Origin of the sequence: Blastococcus sp. HT6-4, assembly GCF_039679125.1 — a bacterium.
Classification (GTDB): domain Bacteria; phylum Actinomycetota; class Actinomycetes; order Mycobacteriales; family Geodermatophilaceae; genus Blastococcus; species Blastococcus montanus.
On sequence record NZ_CP155551.1, the window covers coordinates 4,223,717 to 4,238,956 of the forward strand.

Here is a 15,240-nt window from a genome sequence, read left to right on the forward strand (position 1 = left end):
GATCAGGTCACCTGATCATCGACGGCGGGCGGGGGGGCCTAGCGGCGGCGGGTCTCCGGGAAGAGCAGGTCGACGAAGCGCTCGGCGGTCGGCTGGGGCTCGTGGTTGGCCAGCCCGGGCCGCTCGTTGGCCTCGATGAAGACGTAGTCCGGGCCGGCCACGTCGGGCACCAGGAAGTCGATGCCGGTCACCGGGATGTCCAGGGCCACGGCCGCCCGGACGGCGGCGTCGGCGATCTCCCGGTGCAGCTGGCCGGTGACGTCCTCGATGGTGCCGCCGGTGTGCAGGTTCGCCGTCCGCCGCACCTGGATGCGGTCGCCGTTGCGCGGGACGTCGTCCATCGCGTAGCCGGCATCGGCGACCACCTCGGTGGTCGTCGCGTCCAGCGGGATCCGGGACTCGCCACCGGTCGCCCGCTCCCGGCGCCGGCTGGTGGTGCGCACCAGCTCGGTGACCGAGCTGCGGCCGTCACCGATCACCTCCGCCGGACGCCGGACCGCGGCGGCGACGACCTCCCGGTCGATGACCACCACGCGCAGGTCCTGGCCCGGCACCAGCTCCTCCACCAGCACGTCCGGGCAGAACTGCGCCGCGAACCGCACGGCCCGCTCGAGAGCGGCGTCGCCCTTGACGCCCACGGTGATGCCCTGACCCTGCTCGCCGCGGGCCGGCTTGACCACGACCGCGCCGACCTCGCGCAGGAGGGCCGAGGCGGCGGCCAGGTCGTCCTCGTGCGCCAGCGCCCCCCGGGCGACGCGCACCCCCGCCCGCTCCATGATCCGGCGGGTCACCCGCTTGTCGTCGCAGCGGCTCATCGCGACCGCGGTGGTGAACTCCGACAGCGACTCCCGGGTCACCACGGTCCGGCCGCCGACCGACAGCCGCAGTTCGCCCCACTCGGCGTCGGTGACCTCGACGCGGACACCGCGGCGCAGGGCCTCCTCGGCGATGACCAGCGCGTAGGGGTTGAGCCCCTCCAGCCCGGGCGGGCGGGCCGCGAACAGCGGCGTGTTGATCGGGTTCTTGCGCTTCACGCAGACCGCGGAGACCCGGCTGAACCCCAGCTTCCGGTAGAGGGCGATCGCCCCGGAGTTGTCGTGCATGACCGAGAGGTCGAGGTACGCGCGGCCGCGGCCGACGTAGCGCTCGGCGAGCACCCGCACGAGGGCCTCGCCGGCACCGGGAGGGGCGTCCTGGTTGTGCACGGCGAGGCACCACAGGCTGGTGCCGCCCTCCGGGTCGTCGAAGGCCAGGGTGTGGTCGACGCCGGTGACGGTGCCGACGATCTTGCCGGTCCGCTGGTCCTCGGCCACCAGGTAGGTGAAGCAGCGGGTGCGGTGGTTGCGCCACATGACGTCGGCGTCGCCCACCACCATGCCGTTCAGCGCGTAGATCTCGTTGATCGCCACCATGTCGGCGCGCGAGGTGGCGGTGCGCACGAACACCCCACGGATGAGCTCGTGCCGGGCCCGGTAGCGGTGCAGGTCGAGCCGGTAGGTGTAGCTGGGGTCGATGAACAGCTCGTCGGGGGCGAGGCCGACCAGGACGTGCGGGTCCCGGGGGTAGATGCAGATGTCCCGCTCGCCGGTCTCCTCGGCGCGCAGGGCGTCGACGATGCCGTGCAGATCGGAGAACGTCTGGCCGAAGACCAGGCGGCCCCACCCCATGTCCAGGACGACGTCGGAGCCCATGCCCTGGAGCTGGTGGTCCGACGGCTTCCGCCAGGACCGGTCGGTGAAGGCCGGCGTGCTGGTCACCGGGGTCCGGCGTCGGTGGCCGGCGAGCCGGGCTGCCATGGCGATCCCCGTCAGACCGCGTGCGTCTGGAGCCAGAGCTCGAGCAGCCCGAGCTGCCAGAGCTTGTTCCCCCGCAGCGGGGTGAGCTCGCCGTTCGGGTCGTTGAGCAGTTCCCGCACGTACTCCGGCCGGTACAGGCCACGGTCGCGGGCGGCGTCGCTGGAGAGGGCGTCCTTGACCAGGTCGAGCACCTTGCCCTGCAGGTGGGTGATCGCCGGCACCGGGAAGTAGCCCTTGGGACGGTCGATGACCTCCGGCGGGATGATCCGCCGGCCGATCGCCTTCAGGACGCCCTTGCCGCCGTCGGCGAGCTTGAGCTCCGGCGGGCACATCGCCGCCAGCTCCACCAGGTCGTGGTCGAGGAAGGGCACCCGGGCCTCCAGGCCCCACGCCATGGACATGTTGTCGACGCGCTTCACCGGGTCGTCGACGAGCATGACCTCGCTGTCCAGGCGCAGCGCTGCGTCGACGGCCGTCTGGGCCCCCGGGGCCGACATGTGCTCCCGCACGAACGCCAGGCTCGGGTCCTGGTCGAGGGCGTAGCGGCCCGAGACCACCTGCCGCATCTGCGCGTGGTCCCGGTCGAAGAAGGCCTTCGCGTAGGTCTGCACCGCCTCGTCCCGGCCGACCCCGGCCAGCGGCGGGTACCAGTGGTAGCCGGCGAAGACCTCGTCGGCGCCCTGCCCGGACTGCACGACCCGGATGGACTGGCTGACCCGCTCGCTGAGCAGGTCGAAGGCGACGGCGTCGTGGCTGACCATGGGCTCGGCCATCGCACCGATGGCGTGCCCGAGCGCGCCCACGAGCTCGTCGGACCCCACGCGGATGCGGTGGTGGTCGGTGGCGAAGTGCTCGGCGATGACGTCGGAGTAGGCGAACTCGTCACCTTCGCGGCCGCCGACGGACTCGAAGCCGATCGAGTAGGTGGCCAGGCCGGTCTGCCCCTCCTGGGCCAGCAGGCCGACGATCAGGCTGGAGTCCAGGCCACCGGACAGCAGGACGCCGACCGGGATGTCGGCGACCAGGCGGCGGCGGACGGCGACCCGCAGCGCCTCCTCGATCGCGTCCTCCCAGTCCCGCGCCGACCAGCCCGCGTGCTCGGGCCGGCGCTCGTACCGCGCCTCCCAGTAGCGGTGCTCCCGGCTGGTCCCGTCGGCCTCGATCACCCGGACCGTGGCCGGCGGCAGCTTGCGGACGCCGTTGAGGATGGTCCGCGGGGCGGGCACCACCGCGTGCCAGCTGAGGTAGTGGTGCAGCGCCACCGGGTCGACGGAGGTGTCGACGTCACCGGCGCGCAGCAGCGCCGGGAGCGTGGAGGCGAAACGCAGCCGCTTGCCCGGCGTCTCGGAGACGTAGAGCGGCTTGATGCCCAGCCGGTCCCGGGCCATGACGACCCGGCCGGTGTCCCGCTCGGCGATGACGAAGGCGAACATGCCGTGCAGGCGCGAGACGACGTCGGTGCCCCAGTGGTGGTAGCCCTTGAGGATCACCTCGGTGTCGCTGTGGGAGAAGAAGCGGTAGCCGTGGCCCTCCAGCTCGGCCCGCAGCTCCTGGTAGTCGTAGATGCAGCCGTTGAAGACCGCGGTCAGGCCCAGCTCGTTGTCCACCATCGGCTGGGAGCCGCAGGTGGAGAGGTCGATGACCGAGAGCCGGCGGTGCCCGAAGGCCACCCGGCCGTTGCCCCAGAAGCCCTGCCCGTCCGGCCCGCGCGGGACCAGGGCATCGACCATGCGGGTGACCGCGGTCGTGTCGGCCATCGAACCGTCGAACGTGATCTCGCCACTGAGGCCGCACATGCACAAAGATCTAACCCTCGCCGCCACGTGTGCGCGACGCGGGGGCGCCCGGTCGGGCGTAGCCGTGGCGCAGGTCACCGGGCATCCGCGCTGTTCCACGTGGAACCGGGCCGGGGATCCGACCGCCACGCTGCTCATCCGTAGTAGAGGGCGACCGGCTTCCCGTCGATCTCGCGGACGTCGACGGTGGTGTCGTAGACGGCGGCGAGCACGTCGGGGCGCATGATCTCGCGCGCCGGGGCGTCCGCCACCACGATCCCGTCGCGCATCGCGACGATGCGGTCGGCGTAGGTCGCCGCGAAGTTGATGTCGTGCAGCACGGTGACGATCCGCTTGCCGAGCTCGTCGGCCATCCTGCGGACCAGCCGCATGATCTCCGTCATGTGCCGCAGGTCCAGGTTGTTGAGCGGTTCGTCGAGCAGCACGTACTTGGTGTCCTGCGCGAGCACCATCGCGATGAAGGCCCGCTGCCGCTGGCCGCCCGAGAGCTCGTCCAGGAACCGGTCCCGGTAGACGCCGAGACCGAGGTAGTCGATCGCGCTCTCGATGTGCTCGCGGTCGTGCACGGTGAGCCGTCCCCGCGAGTGCGGGAAGCGGCCGAACTCCACGAGGTCGTGCACGGTCAGGCGCGCCGCGATGTGGTTGTCCTGGCGCAGCACCGCGAGGTTCTTGGCGAGCTCGTGCGACGGCGTCGTCGCGACGTCCATGCCGTCCACCGAGACCCTCCCGGCATCCGCCTGGAGCAGGCGGCCCACCAGGCCGAACAGCGTGGACTTGCCGGCTCCGTTCGGGCCGATGAGCGCCGTCACGCCCTCACCGCCGAACGCGAGGGAGACGTCGTCGACGACCGTCTGGTCGCCGTAGCGCTTGGTCACGTTCTCGAGCGCGATCACCGCGCCCCCTTCCGCAGCACGAGGTACAGGAAGAACAGGCCACCGGCGAAGTCGATGACCGTGGACAGGGTTCCGCCGAAGCCGAACAGCCGTTCCAGGATCAGCTGACCACCCAGCAGGCAGATGACGCCGATAAGCACGGCGGTGGGCAGCGTCCACACGTGCCGGAAGGACCCTGCGTAGGAGTAGGCGAGGTTCGCCACGATGAGGCCGAAGAACAGGATGGGGCCCACCAGCGCCGTGGACGCGGCGATCATCACCGAGACGCTCGCGAAGAGGACCATCACCACCCGCCGGTGGTCCACCCCCAGCCCCACGGCGGCCGGTTCACCCAGCGTGAGCACGTCGAGGACGCGCAGCAGCGGCACGACCGCCGCGCACCCGAGGACGACGAGCCCAGTGGTGAGCAGCAGCAGCATCTCGTCGGGCCGGGTGAGGGACGCGAACATCGCGTCGGAGAGCACCTGGAAGTCCAGCGGGTCGAGCATCCGCTGCATCCACTCGGTGAACGCGCGGAAGAACGTGCCCAGCACGATGCCGACCAGCAGCATGAGGTGGAGCGACCGCCGCTTGCCGCCGAACAGCCAGGTGAACAGCAGCACGCTGAAGGCGACCATCACCACGACCTGGACGAGCCACAGGGTGAGCTGGTCGAACCCGAGAAACGCCGCCGAGCCGGAGAAGAACACGATGATCGTCGAGATCAGCACGTAGAACGCGTCGAAGCCCATGATCGACGGGGTGAGGATGCGGTTCTGCGTGATCGTGTGGAACACCACCGTCGACACCCCGACGGCCGTCGCGACCACCAGCATCGCGACCACCGTGAGGCTGCGGACCTCGAGGGCGAAGGACAGCGAACCGGGGACCGCGGTGAAGAGGTAGACGGCGGTCAGGACCAGGACGGCCGCACCGAGCACGCCCAGGCGGACCCGTGGCCTCGCCCACGAGACGCCGAGCCGGCTGCGGTGCAGGCCGGCCTCGGGCAGGGCACCGGACTCGGTGGGGACGGGGTCAGTGAGCACGGCTCCGCCTCCGCAGCAGCAGCCAGAGGAACAGCGCCGCACCGATGATGCCGACGATGACCCCGAGCGGGATCTCGTAGGGGAAGCGCACGACCCGCGCGATCAGGTCGCAGGCCAGCACGAACACGGCTCCGATCCCGGCGACCCACGGGATCGACCGGCGCACGTTGTCGCCGATGATCAGGCTGACGATGTTCGGGACGACGAGTCCCAGGAACGGGATCATGCCCGCCGTGACGAGCACCGCCGCCGTGATCACGGCGATGATCACCATGCCGACGGCGACGACCCGCCGGTAGTCCAGCCCCAGATTGGTCGCGAACTCCTCCCCGAGGCCGATGACGCTGAACCGATCGGCGGCCACCCAGGCGAGGACGACCATGAGCCCGGCGATCCAGAGGAACTCGTACCGGCCCTGCATGATCGTGGCGAAGCTGCCCTGCGACCACTGCCCGAGGGACTGCAGGAGATCGAGGCGGTAGGCGAAGAACGTCGTGACGGCGCCCACGACGCCGCCGAGCATGATGCCGACCAGCGGGACGAGCACGAGCTGGCGCACGGGCACGACTCGGACCACCCGCAGGAACACCCAGGTGCCGAAGAGGCCGAAGACCGCGGCCACGCCCATCTTCCCGACGACGGCCAGGCCGGGGAGGAAGACCATCGTGGCGAGCATGCCGAGCGTCGCGAACTCGCTGACGCCGGTGGTGCCCGGCTCCACGAACTTGTTGCGCACGAGCATCTGCATGATCAGGCCGGCGATGCCCAGCGACGCGCCGGCGAGGAGCACGGCGACCGTGCGCGGGATCCGGCTGGCCACGAGCAGGAAGGCCGCGTCGCTGTCGGGGCCGCCCGTGAGGACCGAGGACGGGGACACGTCCGAGACGCCGACGAACAGGCTCGCGAACGCAAGGACGACGAGCAGCACGGCGACGAGCACCCCCACCCAGGTGCGGCGGGGCCGCACACGGGCAGGGGTGCTCGTCGGGGTTCGGTCGAGCGTCGTCACGGACGTCGCGATGGGCGCTCCGCCGGAGCCACGCTGGTCATCCGGCGATCTGCGTGACGTCGTCGATCATGATCTTCGTGGTCTCGACCCCACCGAAGACGACGTACCAGGCCGTCGGGTCCAGGTAGATGATCTGGTCGTTCTGGTACGCGGTCGTCTGCTTGACGATCTCGTTGTCGAGCACCGCCGCGGCCGCCTGCGCGCCCTCGGTGTTGGTGGCGGCGTCGCGGTCGACGACCCAGAGGTGGTCGGGGTTCGTCTCGAGGAGGAACTCGAAGGAGACCGGCTCGCCGTGCGTGGCGGCCCTGATGTCCTCGACCACCGGCTCGACGCCGAAGGCGTCGTAGATCAGCCCACCGCGCGCGCCGCGCGCGTCAGAGCTGTCGCGGGACGGGGACAGGGCGCTGAGCTCGCCACCGGAGACCATCAGGCCGAGCCCGGTACCCGCGTCCGCGGTGGCGGCCCGCGCCTCCTCGATGCCCTCCTCGAGCTCGGCGATCGCCGCCTCCGCCTCGTCCTCGGCACCCAACACCTCACCGAGGAAGGTGGTGTTGCGCTCGAGGGTCTCGGTGTACGAGCCCCGGAGACTCAGGTCGACGGTCGGCGCGATCTCGCTCAGGTCCTCGTACAGCGCCGACGAGCGACCGGCGATGACGATGAGGTCGGGCTGCTGCGCCTCGATCTCGACGATGTCCGCCTCGAACAGGGTGCCCACGTTGAAGGCGTCGTCGGCGAGGGCGTCCTGGAGGTACTCGGGGACCGAGTCGAGCGGGGCGCCCGAGACCTCACCGCCCAGCGCACCGATGGTGTCGAGGCTGGCCATGTCGAAGACGACGATGTTCTCGGGGTTCTTCGGGACCTCGACCGTCGTCTCCTCGTACTGGGGGTCCGCGTCCTCGGCGGCGATGTTCCGGTCCCAGGTGAAGGTGACGGTCTCGGCCTCGCTGGCCGCGGTCTCGGCAGCGGCGTCCGAGCCACCGCACGCCGAGAGGGCCAGGACGGCGGAGAGGGGAAGGGCGAGGGCCGCGAGGGGCCGGACGGCGGTGCGCATGGAGCTCCGATCGCTACGGGAAGGCATGCCTTAGTAAGGCGTGGCTAACCTGCCACATCCGTCTCCGGAGATCCACGGTGGGGATCATCACGCCGTCCGGCGGGCCTCGGCGGCACCCGCCCGGGGGGGGGGGGCGATCCGGGCCCACCCGGGGTGCGGCGGGAGGATGGTCGCCGTGCCGCTTGCCGACGTCCGTCCCGGAGGGGTGCGGTGACGCCCCCGCTCGTCGTCGCGATCAGCGTCGTCGCGGCGGTCCTCGTCGTCCTGGGCGTGGCGTCCTCGGTCGCCGGCCGCCGCATCGGTGTGCTGCACCTGGCCGGCGCGGGCCTGCTGGAGGCCCTGGTGCTCGCGCAGGGGGCGATCGCGGCGGTGGCCATGGCCGGCGGCGACACCCCGGCCGACACCCCGACGTTCCTGGGCTACCTGTTCGGCGTCGTGCTCATCCCGGTCGCCGGCGTCCTGTGGGCGCACGCGGAGCGGACCCGCTGGGCCGGGATCGTGCTCGCCGTCGCGGCGGCGGCCGTCGGCGTCATGGTGTGGCGGTTGCTGCAGCTGTGGGAGGCCACCGGTGCGTGAGCGGGGCCTGGGCCGGCCGGCGGAACCGGTGAGCAGCGGGGGCCCGGCCGGTCCCGCGCGGGTGCTGGTGCTCGTCTACGGGATCTTCGCCCTCGCCGCCGGGGCACGGGCCGGCGTCCAGCTGGCCACCCGCTTCGAGGAGGCGCCGGTCGCCTACCTGCTGTCCGCGGTGGCGGCTGTCGTCTACGCGGTGGCGACCGCGGGCCTGGTGCGTGGCGGGCGCACCGGCCGGCGGACGGCGCTGGCCGCCATCGTCGTGGAGCTGGTCGGCGTGCTGGTCGTCGGCACGCTGTCGGTGGCCGATCCGGCGGCGTTCCCGGACGAGACGGTCTGGTCGGCCTACGGCCGCGGCTACGGCTACATCCCGCTCGTCCTGCCGGTGCTCGGCCTGGTGCTGCTCGCGCGCACCCGTCGGAACGGCGCTCCGGCGCGCGACTGATCCCCCGCCGCCGGGCCGGCACGGTCCGCCGGTCGCCTCGGGCCGTGCCGCCCGGGAGTCGCCGGTCCCCGGGACGCGGCAGGTGGCACCGGGCTCAGGCCTCGCCGGTGCGCAGCAGGCCGTAGGCGCCGCGGTGGAACAGCAGCGGCCGGCGGTCGGGGGCCGCGCCCAGGTCGAGCACCCGGGCGACGACGATCGTGTGGTCGCCGCCCTCGTACTCCGCCCAGAGCTCGCCGTCGATCCACGCCACGACGTCGTCGAGCACGGGGGAGCCCTGGGGGCTCGGCGTCCACGGCACCCCGGCGAACTTGTCGGCGCCCGACCGCGCGAAGTTCTGCGAGACGGCGTCCTGCCCCTCGGCCAGCACGTTGACGCAGAACCGGCCGATCTCCCGCAGCCGGGCCCAGGTGCCCGACGTGCGGGCCGGGGCGAGCGCGACCAGCGGCGGGTCCAGCGACAGCGAGCTGAACGACTGGCAGGTGAACCCGATCGGCCCGTCCGGCGTGTCGGCGGTGACCACCGTGACCCCGGAGGCGAAGTGGCCCAGCACGTCCCGCATCAGGCGGGGGTCGACGATCCGCGGCGGCTCCGACGCCGCGTCAGCCGCCATCAGCGCGCCTCGGCCGGACGCGGCACCGACCGGCCACCGGCCCGGTACAGCGAGCTCGGCAGCTCGTGGCCGACGGCCTCCTCGGTGATCCGGGCGGCGGCGAGCACGGCGTCGAGGTCCAGCCCCGTGCGCACGCCGGACTCCTCGAGCATGTAGACCAGCTCCTCGGTGGCGATGTTCCCGCTGGCCCCGGGCGCGAACGGGCAGCCACCGAGCCCGCCGACCGACGAGTCGAGCATCGTGACCCCGGCCTGGACGGCGGCCAGCGCATTGGCCTGGCCGGTGCCCCGGGTGTCGTGGAAGTGCACGCCCACGGCGACGCCCGGGCAGGCGCGACGGACGGCGTCGACGAGGGTGACCACGCGCAGCGGCGTCGTCGTCCCGATGGTGTCGCCCAGGCAGAGCTGGTCGGCGCCGGCCGTGACGGCGGCCCGTGCGACGTCGACCGTGCGGGTGACCGGCGTGCGACCGTCGAACGGGCAGTCCCAGGCGGTGGCGATGATGACCTCGAGGGACCCGCCGGCGCCGTGGGCGAGCGCGGCGATCTCACCGACGGCGCCCACCGCCTCGGCGGTGCTCCGCCCCGCGTTGGCGCGACTGTGCCCGTCGGAGGCCGAGACGACGTACTCGAGGTCGGCGACCCCGGCGTCCACCGCACGGACGGCGCCGCGCGGGTTGGCCACCAGCGCCGACCAGTGGACCTCCGGCCAGCGGGAGAGCTCGGCCGCCACCGCGTCGGCGTCGGCGAGCGCCGGCACGGCCTTGGGGGACACGAACGACGTCGCCTCGATGCGCCGGACACCGGTGGCCACGAGCGCCTCCAGCATGGCCAGCTTGGCCTCCAGCGGCACGGGGGCCTCCAGCTGGAGCCCGTCGCGCATGCCCACCTCGCGGACGTCGACCGCGGCCGGCAGGACCAGGTCGAACTCCATCATCGGTGCCTCCTCGTGCGGTCAACGGGTACATCCGCATCCTGCACCCCCTCCCCGACGTTCCCTCGATCAGGCGTCACCGAACCGGAGCGGCCGATCCGGGGAGCATTTCGTGGGCGCCGTCCCGCAAGATGTGTGCAGGCAGAGGAGGTGTGGAGTGGTCGAGGTCGCGGATGCGCTACCCCCGGCGGACCGGCGGAGTGCCTTCGCCAACGCGCCGATGGGCATCGCGCTGACGACACCCGCCGGGCTCCTCGTCGACGTCAACCCCGCCCTCTCGGCCATGGTCGGCCGCGCCCCGGAGGAGCTGTACGGCCGATCGGTCATGGAGCTGGTGCACCCCGATGCCGTTCCGGCCGCGGAGGAGGCACACGCCAGCCTCACGGCGGATCCCGACCGTCCCATGCGGCACGAGACGCGCCTGACCCGTGCCGACAGGTCCGACGTCCCGGTGCAGATCACGGCCTCGTGGGTGCGGGAGGCCGAGGAGCAGGCCGCGCACCTCGTGCTCATCTTCGAGGACATCACCGAGCGGAAGGCGCTCGAGGCGCAGCTGGTGCACCGCTCGCTGCACGACCCCCTCACCGGTCTGCCGAACCGGCTGCTGTTCCAGGACCGCCTGCGGCACGCCCTCGACCGGGGGCACCGCGAGAACACCCCCACCTGCGTGCTGATCATCGACCTCGACGGGTTCAAGGCGATCAACGACGAGCTGGGGCACCCGATGGGCGACCGGGTCCTCGTCTCCTTCGCCGAGCGGCTGCGGTCGGTGCTGCGGGCCAGCGACACCGCCGCCCGCCTGGGCGGCGACGAGTTCAGCATCGTCTGCGAGAACACCGAGCGCCCGGACGCCGTGGCGCTGGCCGACCGGCTGCGCACGACGGTCACCGAGCCGTTGGACCTCGACGGCATCGAGGTGCCGGTGGGCATCAGCATCGGGATCGGCACGGTGCAGGGCGGCCAGGACCCCGAGCAGGAGTACGAGCGGGCGGTGCGCGCCGCCGACGACGACATGTACGCCGACAAGAGGCGCCGTCGCCGCGCCCGGCGTCGCTGACCCGCCGGATCAGGCGCCGGTCATCCCTCCACCCAGTCGGTGACCCCCCGGAGCTTCGCGAGGACGGCGGTCACGATCGGCAGGACGCTGGCGAACAGCACGAACGCGGTGATCCCGAAGCGGCCGCCGTCGCCCAGCGTCAGCAGGCCGGCGACCAGGGCGAGGAACAGGACCCCGATCGCGGTCAGCGCGGAGCCGAAGAGCAGCCCCGCGCGGTGTCCCTGCAGCAGTCGCGCCCCACCGGCGATCAGGCCGGCCGCGCAGGGGAGCCCGAGGACGAGCAGCACCGTCGCCGGGTCGTCGTCGCCGCCGAAGGCCGCCAGCAGCATGAACAGCGAGCCGATGCCGGTCAGCCCACCGGTCACGATGCCGAGGACGCCCGCCGAGGTGACGACGGTGGGGCGGCGCGCCCCGGCCGGCCACCCGGGATGACCCGGGTGCCCGTACGGAGGCTGCCCGTAGGGGAACGGCCCGTACGGGCCCTGGCCGTACGGGGCCTGCCCGTACGGCGCCATCCCGTACGGGGCCTGGCCGTACGGCGCCATCCCGTACGGGGCCTGGCCGTACGGGGGAGGACCCGGCTGCCCGGGGCCCGGCTGCCCGCCGGACGGAGAGGCCCAGTACCGACCGTCGCTCATGCGGGCAGTCTGCCCGCCGTCGGCCTCGTGACCAGGCCCGACACGAGCGTCGGTCACCCGGTCGGGTCGGGGGCCACCGTCCGTCGTCGGCCGGGCGGCGATCCGGTCGGTCCGGTCCCGGCCGCCGTGCCGCCACCGCTCACCGGGCGGCGGTCGTCCTCGTCGGAGCGAGCAGCACGGCCTCCGCGGGGCCCAGGTTCCCGGTCCAGGCGTCTCCCTCCGCGTGCCCGGCAGACGAGACCTCCACGGTCGCGGGCTCGTCCAGCGGCAGCCGCGCCGGCGCGTCGGTGAAGTTCACCGCGACGACCCGTCGATCGGGGTCGGCCTCCCGCTCGTACGCCAGCACGCCGTCGGGCGCGGGCAGGGGCGTCCAGTTGCCGTGGAACAGGGCGGGCGAGCGGCGGCGGGCAGCCAGGAGCCGGCGGTAGAGGTGCAGGACCGAGGCCGGGTCGTCGCGCTGCGCCGCGGCGCTGCGGGCGGCGGGATCCGGCGGGAAGGGCAGCCAGGGCTCCGGCGGCCAGCCGTGGCCCTCCGCCGCCGTCCAGGGGATCGGCGCCCGGCAGCCGTCGCGGCCGCCCGGGTCGACCCGCCGGTCCGGCGGGACGACGGCGTCCTCCAGCCCCAGCTCCTCACCCGCGTACAGGAACGGCGTGCCCGGCAGGGTGAGCAGCAGCACCGCGGCGGCGCGCGCCCGCTCCTCCGACCCGCCGTAGCGGGTGCGATGGCGGGGGTTGTCGTGGTTGGACAGCACCCAGGTCGGCCAGGAGCCGCTGGGCGCCAGCGCCGCCAGGATCTCCTCGACGGCCGAGCGCCAGAAGGAGGCGTCCCAGGGACCGGAGAGCGGGACGAAGTTGAACGCCAGGTGCAGCTCGTCGCCCGCACCGTAGTAGGGGGCGATGAGGGCGGGGGAGCGGAGGTTGACCTCGCCGACCATGGCCCGGTCACCGGGGAACTCGTCGAGCACCGCCCGGATGCCGCGCAGCAGCTCGTGGGTCACCGGCAGGTCGTGGCTGTGCACGATGTTCGTGCCGACCAGCTCCGGCGGGTGATCGGGCAGGCCCGGGTCCTTGCCGATCAGGTGGACGACGTCCGCGCGGAAGCCGTCCACCCCGCGCCGCAGCCAGAACCGGAGGACGTCGTGCATCGCCTCCTGCACGGCCGGCTCGGCCCAGTTCAGGTCGGGCTGCTCGGCCAGGAAGAGGTGCAGGTACCACTGCGCCGTGTGCTCGTCCCAGGTCCAGGCCGGTCCGCCGGTGAACTGCGCCAGCCAGTTGTTCGGCGGTGTCCCCGGCTCGCCGTCCCGCCACAGGTACCAGTTCCGGCGGGCCGACGTGCGGGAGGCTCGCGAGTCCAGGAACCACGGGTGCTGGTCACTGGTGTGGTTGGGCACCCAGTCCAGCATCAGCCGCATGCCCCGGTCGTGGACGTCGGCGAGCAGCCGGTCGAAGGCCGCCAGATCGCCGAACAGGGGATCGACGTCGCAGTGGTCGGCGATGTCGTAGCCGGCGTCGGCCATGGGCGAGCGGTAGATCGGCGAGAGCCAGAGCACGTCCACGCCGAGCCAGCTCAGGTGGTCCAGCCGGCTCCGGATGCCCTCCAGGTCGCCGATCCCGTCACCGGAGGCGTCGGCGAAGGACCGCGGGTAGATCTGGTAGACCACGCCGCTGCGCCACCACGGGGTGGCCGCCTCGCCGGGGGCCCACCGGGCGGTCACAGCGCCATCCCGCTGCCCGGACGCCGGCCCCGCAGCCACCGGTAGCCGAAGGGCCCGAGAGCGACGCGGGGATCGTCCGGGTCGAACGGCTCGTAGCGGTCGTTGCCGAAGATGTCGCCCACCTCCTCGAGCCGGCCGCCGTCGGTCAGCTCGATCCGGGTCTCCACGTCGTCGCCGGACAGGTTGTGCGCGGCGAGGACGGTGCCGTCCAGCCAGTCGCACCGGTGGACGAGCACCCGCGGATCACCGGAGTCGAGCACCGTCCAGGCGCCCCAGCCGAACTCCGGGGACTCCTTGCGCACGCGGATCGCCCGCTCCACCCGGTTGAGCAGCGAGTCCTCGCGCCGCCGCTGCTCGGCCACGTTGACCTCCTGGTAGCGGAACGGGCCGTCGTCGACGACCGGGGCGACCAGTTCGCCGTCGCGGCGGTTGGAGAAGCCGCCGTTCGGCCCGTCGGCCCACTGCATGACCGTGCGCACGCTCTTGCGCCCCTCGATGGCCAGGTCGTCGCCCATCCCGATCTCCTCCCCGTAGAGCAGCACCGGGGTGCCGGGCAGGGTCAGGAGCAGGCTGAAGGCGAGTTCGATGCGCCTGCGGTCGCCGTCGACCATCGGTGGCAGCCGCCGCCGGATGCCGCGGCCGTAGATCCGCATCTCCTGGTCCGGCGCGAAGGCGGTCATGACGTCGTCCTTCTCGTCGGCCGGCAGCCGGGAGAGGTTCAGCTCGTCGTGGTTGCGCAGGAAGTTGAGCCACTGCGAGGTCCGCGGTGGGGACGGCGTCCTGCGCAGGTGCTCGGCCAGCGGAGTGGCCTCGCCGCGGGCGAGCGCGGCGAAGACCGCTCCGGACAGGATGAAGTTGAACAGCCCGGTCATCTCGCCGCCGTCACCGAAGAAGCTCTCGCGGTCACCGGGATCGAGGTTGACCTCACCGAACAGGACGGCGTCCCCGCGCCGGCGGGAGAGGAAGCCGCGCATGTCCTGGAGGATCAGGTGCGGGTCCTGCGGCATCTGGTGCTCGACCCCGGTCGCGCCGATGAGGTAGGGCGCGGCGTCCACCCGGAACCCGGAGACCCCGAGCTCCAGCCAGAAGCCCATGACCCGGTGGATCTCGTCGCGGACGTCGGGGTGGGCCGTGTTGAGGTCGGGCTCCGACGAGTAGAAGCGGTGCAGGTAGTACTGCCCGGCCTCCTCGTCCCAGGCCCAGTTGCTCTCCTCCTTGTCCGGGAAGATGACCTTCGCCTCGTCCTCCGGCCGCTCGTCGGCCCACACGTACCAGTTGCGGTACGGGGAGTCCCGGTCCCGGCGTGCCGACTGGAACCAGGGGTGCTCGCTGGAGGTGTGGTTGACCACGAGATCGATCACCACCCGGATCCCGAGGTCGCGGGCGGTGCGGACGAACTCGACGAACTCGCCCAGCGTCCCGAGCCGGGGATCCACGGTGTAGTAGTCGCTGACGTCGTAGCCGTCGTCCCGTCCCGGCGAGGGATAGAACGGCAGCAGCCACAGGCAGGTGACGCCCAGGCCGGACAGGTAGGGCAGGCGGTGCGTCAGACCACGGAAGTCGCCGACGCCGTCCCCGTCGGAGTCCATGAAGGTCTCGACGTCCACGGAGTAGACGACGGCGTTCTTCCACCACTGGTCGCTGACGGCTGGATCGAACATGCTCCCCGCCCTACCCATGATCCGCCGTCCCACCTCACCGGGC

General features: G+C 72.6%; 14 protein-coding genes. 3 read left to right on the forward strand and 11 right to left on the reverse strand.

The window, feature by feature from the left end:
* Positions 1-38: 38 nt before the first annotated feature.
* From ngg to ABDB74_RS20320, 6 genes are all read right to left on the reverse strand, one after another.
* A complete protein-coding gene (ngg, locus tag ABDB74_RS20295) occupies positions 39-1,796 on the reverse strand; it encodes an N-acetylglutaminylglutamine synthetase (protein ID WP_346620724.1) in 1,758 nt (585 codons plus the stop codon).
* 11 nt (positions 1,797-1,807) lie between these two features.
* A complete protein-coding gene (locus ABDB74_RS20300) occupies positions 1,808-3,592 on the reverse strand; it encodes an N-acetylglutaminylglutamine amidotransferase (protein WP_346620725.1) in 1,785 nt (594 codons plus the stop codon).
* A 134-nt stretch (positions 3,593-3,726) separates the two neighbouring features.
* On the reverse strand, positions 3,727-4,485 hold the full coding sequence (locus ABDB74_RS20305) for an ATP-binding cassette domain-containing protein (RefSeq protein WP_346620727.1): 759 nt from the start codon (positions 4,483-4,485) through the stop codon (positions 3,727-3,729).
* Complete coding sequence (locus ABDB74_RS20310) at positions 4,482-5,510, reverse strand: iron chelate uptake ABC transporter family permease subunit (protein ID WP_346620729.1); 1,029 nt, start codon at positions 5,508-5,510, stop codon at positions 4,482-4,484. The genes ABDB74_RS20305 and ABDB74_RS20310 overlap by 4 nt, the downstream gene beginning before the upstream one ends.
* A complete protein-coding gene (locus ABDB74_RS20315) occupies positions 5,500-6,477 on the reverse strand; it encodes an iron chelate uptake ABC transporter family permease subunit (protein ID WP_346620730.1) in 978 nt (325 codons plus the stop codon). The genes ABDB74_RS20310 and ABDB74_RS20315 overlap by 11 nt, the downstream gene beginning before the upstream one ends.
* A gap of 79 nt (positions 6,478-6,556) precedes the next feature.
* Positions 6,557-7,570: a siderophore ABC transporter substrate-binding protein gene (locus ABDB74_RS20320; RefSeq protein ID WP_346620731.1), complete on the reverse strand. Its 1,014-nt coding sequence runs from the start codon at positions 7,568-7,570 to the stop codon at positions 6,557-6,559.
* Between the two features lie 210 nt (positions 7,571-7,780).
* Between ABDB74_RS20320 and ABDB74_RS20325 the strand changes: the two genes are divergently transcribed.
* Together ABDB74_RS20325 and ABDB74_RS20330 are read left to right on the forward strand one after the other, a co-directional pair.
* A complete protein-coding gene (locus ABDB74_RS20325) occupies positions 7,781-8,146 on the forward strand; it encodes a hypothetical protein (RefSeq protein ID WP_346620732.1) in 366 nt (121 codons plus the stop codon).
* Complete coding sequence (locus ABDB74_RS20330; protein ID WP_346620733.1) at positions 8,139-8,585, forward strand: hypothetical protein; 447 nt, start codon at positions 8,139-8,141, stop codon at positions 8,583-8,585. The genes ABDB74_RS20325 and ABDB74_RS20330 overlap by 8 nt, the downstream gene beginning before the upstream one ends.
* A gap of 94 nt (positions 8,586-8,679) precedes the next feature.
* Here the strand turns inward: ABDB74_RS20330 and ABDB74_RS20335 are convergent, their stop codons facing one another.
* Both ABDB74_RS20335 and ABDB74_RS20340 read right to left on the reverse strand, forming a co-directional pair.
* The gene (locus tag ABDB74_RS20335) at positions 8,680-9,195 is read right to left on the reverse strand and encodes a flavin reductase family protein (protein ID WP_346620735.1); all 516 of its coding nucleotides are present in this window, start codon (positions 9,193-9,195) and stop codon (positions 8,680-8,682) included.
* On the reverse strand, positions 9,195-10,130 hold the full coding sequence (locus tag ABDB74_RS20340; protein WP_346620736.1) for a hydroxymethylglutaryl-CoA lyase: 936 nt from the start codon (positions 10,128-10,130) through the stop codon (positions 9,195-9,197). The genes ABDB74_RS20335 and ABDB74_RS20340 overlap by 1 nt, the downstream gene beginning before the upstream one ends.
* 154 nt (positions 10,131-10,284) lie before the next feature.
* Here ABDB74_RS20340 and ABDB74_RS20345 point away from each other — a divergent pair, with 154 nt between their 5' ends.
* Positions 10,285-11,184, forward strand: coding sequence for a sensor domain-containing diguanylate cyclase (locus ABDB74_RS20345; protein WP_346620737.1), 900 nt, complete (start codon positions 10,285-10,287; stop codon positions 11,182-11,184).
* 20 nt (positions 11,185-11,204) lie between these two features.
* Here the strand turns inward: ABDB74_RS20345 and ABDB74_RS20350 are convergent, their stop codons facing one another.
* The 3 genes from ABDB74_RS20350 to ABDB74_RS20360 all read right to left on the reverse strand — a co-directional run bounded on the left by ABDB74_RS20350 (position 11,205) and on the right by ABDB74_RS20360 (position 15,197).
* On the reverse strand, positions 11,205-11,822 hold the full coding sequence (locus tag ABDB74_RS20350; RefSeq protein ID WP_346620739.1) for a hypothetical protein: 618 nt from the start codon (positions 11,820-11,822) through the stop codon (positions 11,205-11,207).
* A gap of 139 nt (positions 11,823-11,961) precedes the next feature.
* Positions 11,962-13,536, reverse strand: a complete 1,575-nt coding sequence (locus tag ABDB74_RS20355) for an alpha-amylase family glycosyl hydrolase (protein ID WP_346620740.1) — start codon at positions 13,534-13,536, stop codon at positions 11,962-11,964.
* Positions 13,533-15,197, reverse strand: a complete 1,665-nt coding sequence (locus tag ABDB74_RS20360; protein WP_346620741.1) for an alpha-amylase family protein — start codon at positions 15,195-15,197, stop codon at positions 13,533-13,535. Before ABDB74_RS20360 ends, ABDB74_RS20355 begins: the two co-directional genes overlap by 4 nt.
* Positions 15,198-15,240 lie beyond the last annotated feature (43 nt).

Excerpts from the sequence above, each read along its gene's own strand:
- ABDB74_RS20335 (WP_346620735.1), bottom strand. The coding sequence starts at position 9,195 with ATGGCGGCTGACGCGGCGTCGGAGCCGCCGCGGATCGTCGACCCCCGC.
- ABDB74_RS20320 (WP_346620731.1), bottom strand. The coding sequence starts at position 7,570 with ATGCGCACCGCCGTCCGGCCCCTCGCGGCCCTCGCCCTTCCCCTCTCC.
- ngg (WP_346620724.1), bottom strand. The coding sequence starts at position 1,796 with ATGGCAGCCCGGCTCGCCGGCCACCGACGCCGGACCCCGGTGACCAGC.
- ABDB74_RS20350 (WP_346620739.1), bottom strand. The coding sequence starts at position 11,822 with ATGAGCGACGGTCGGTACTGGGCCTCTCCGTCCGGCGGGCAGCCGGGC.
- ABDB74_RS20360 (WP_346620741.1), bottom strand. The coding sequence starts at position 15,197 with ATGTTCGATCCAGCCGTCAGCGACCAGTGGTGGAAGAACGCCGTCGTC.
- ABDB74_RS20300 (WP_346620725.1), bottom strand. The coding sequence starts at position 3,592 with ATGTGCGGCCTCAGTGGCGAGATCACGTTCGACGGTTCGATGGCCGAC.
- ABDB74_RS20340 (WP_346620736.1), bottom strand. The coding sequence starts at position 10,130 with ATGATGGAGTTCGACCTGGTCCTGCCGGCCGCGGTCGACGTCCGCGAG.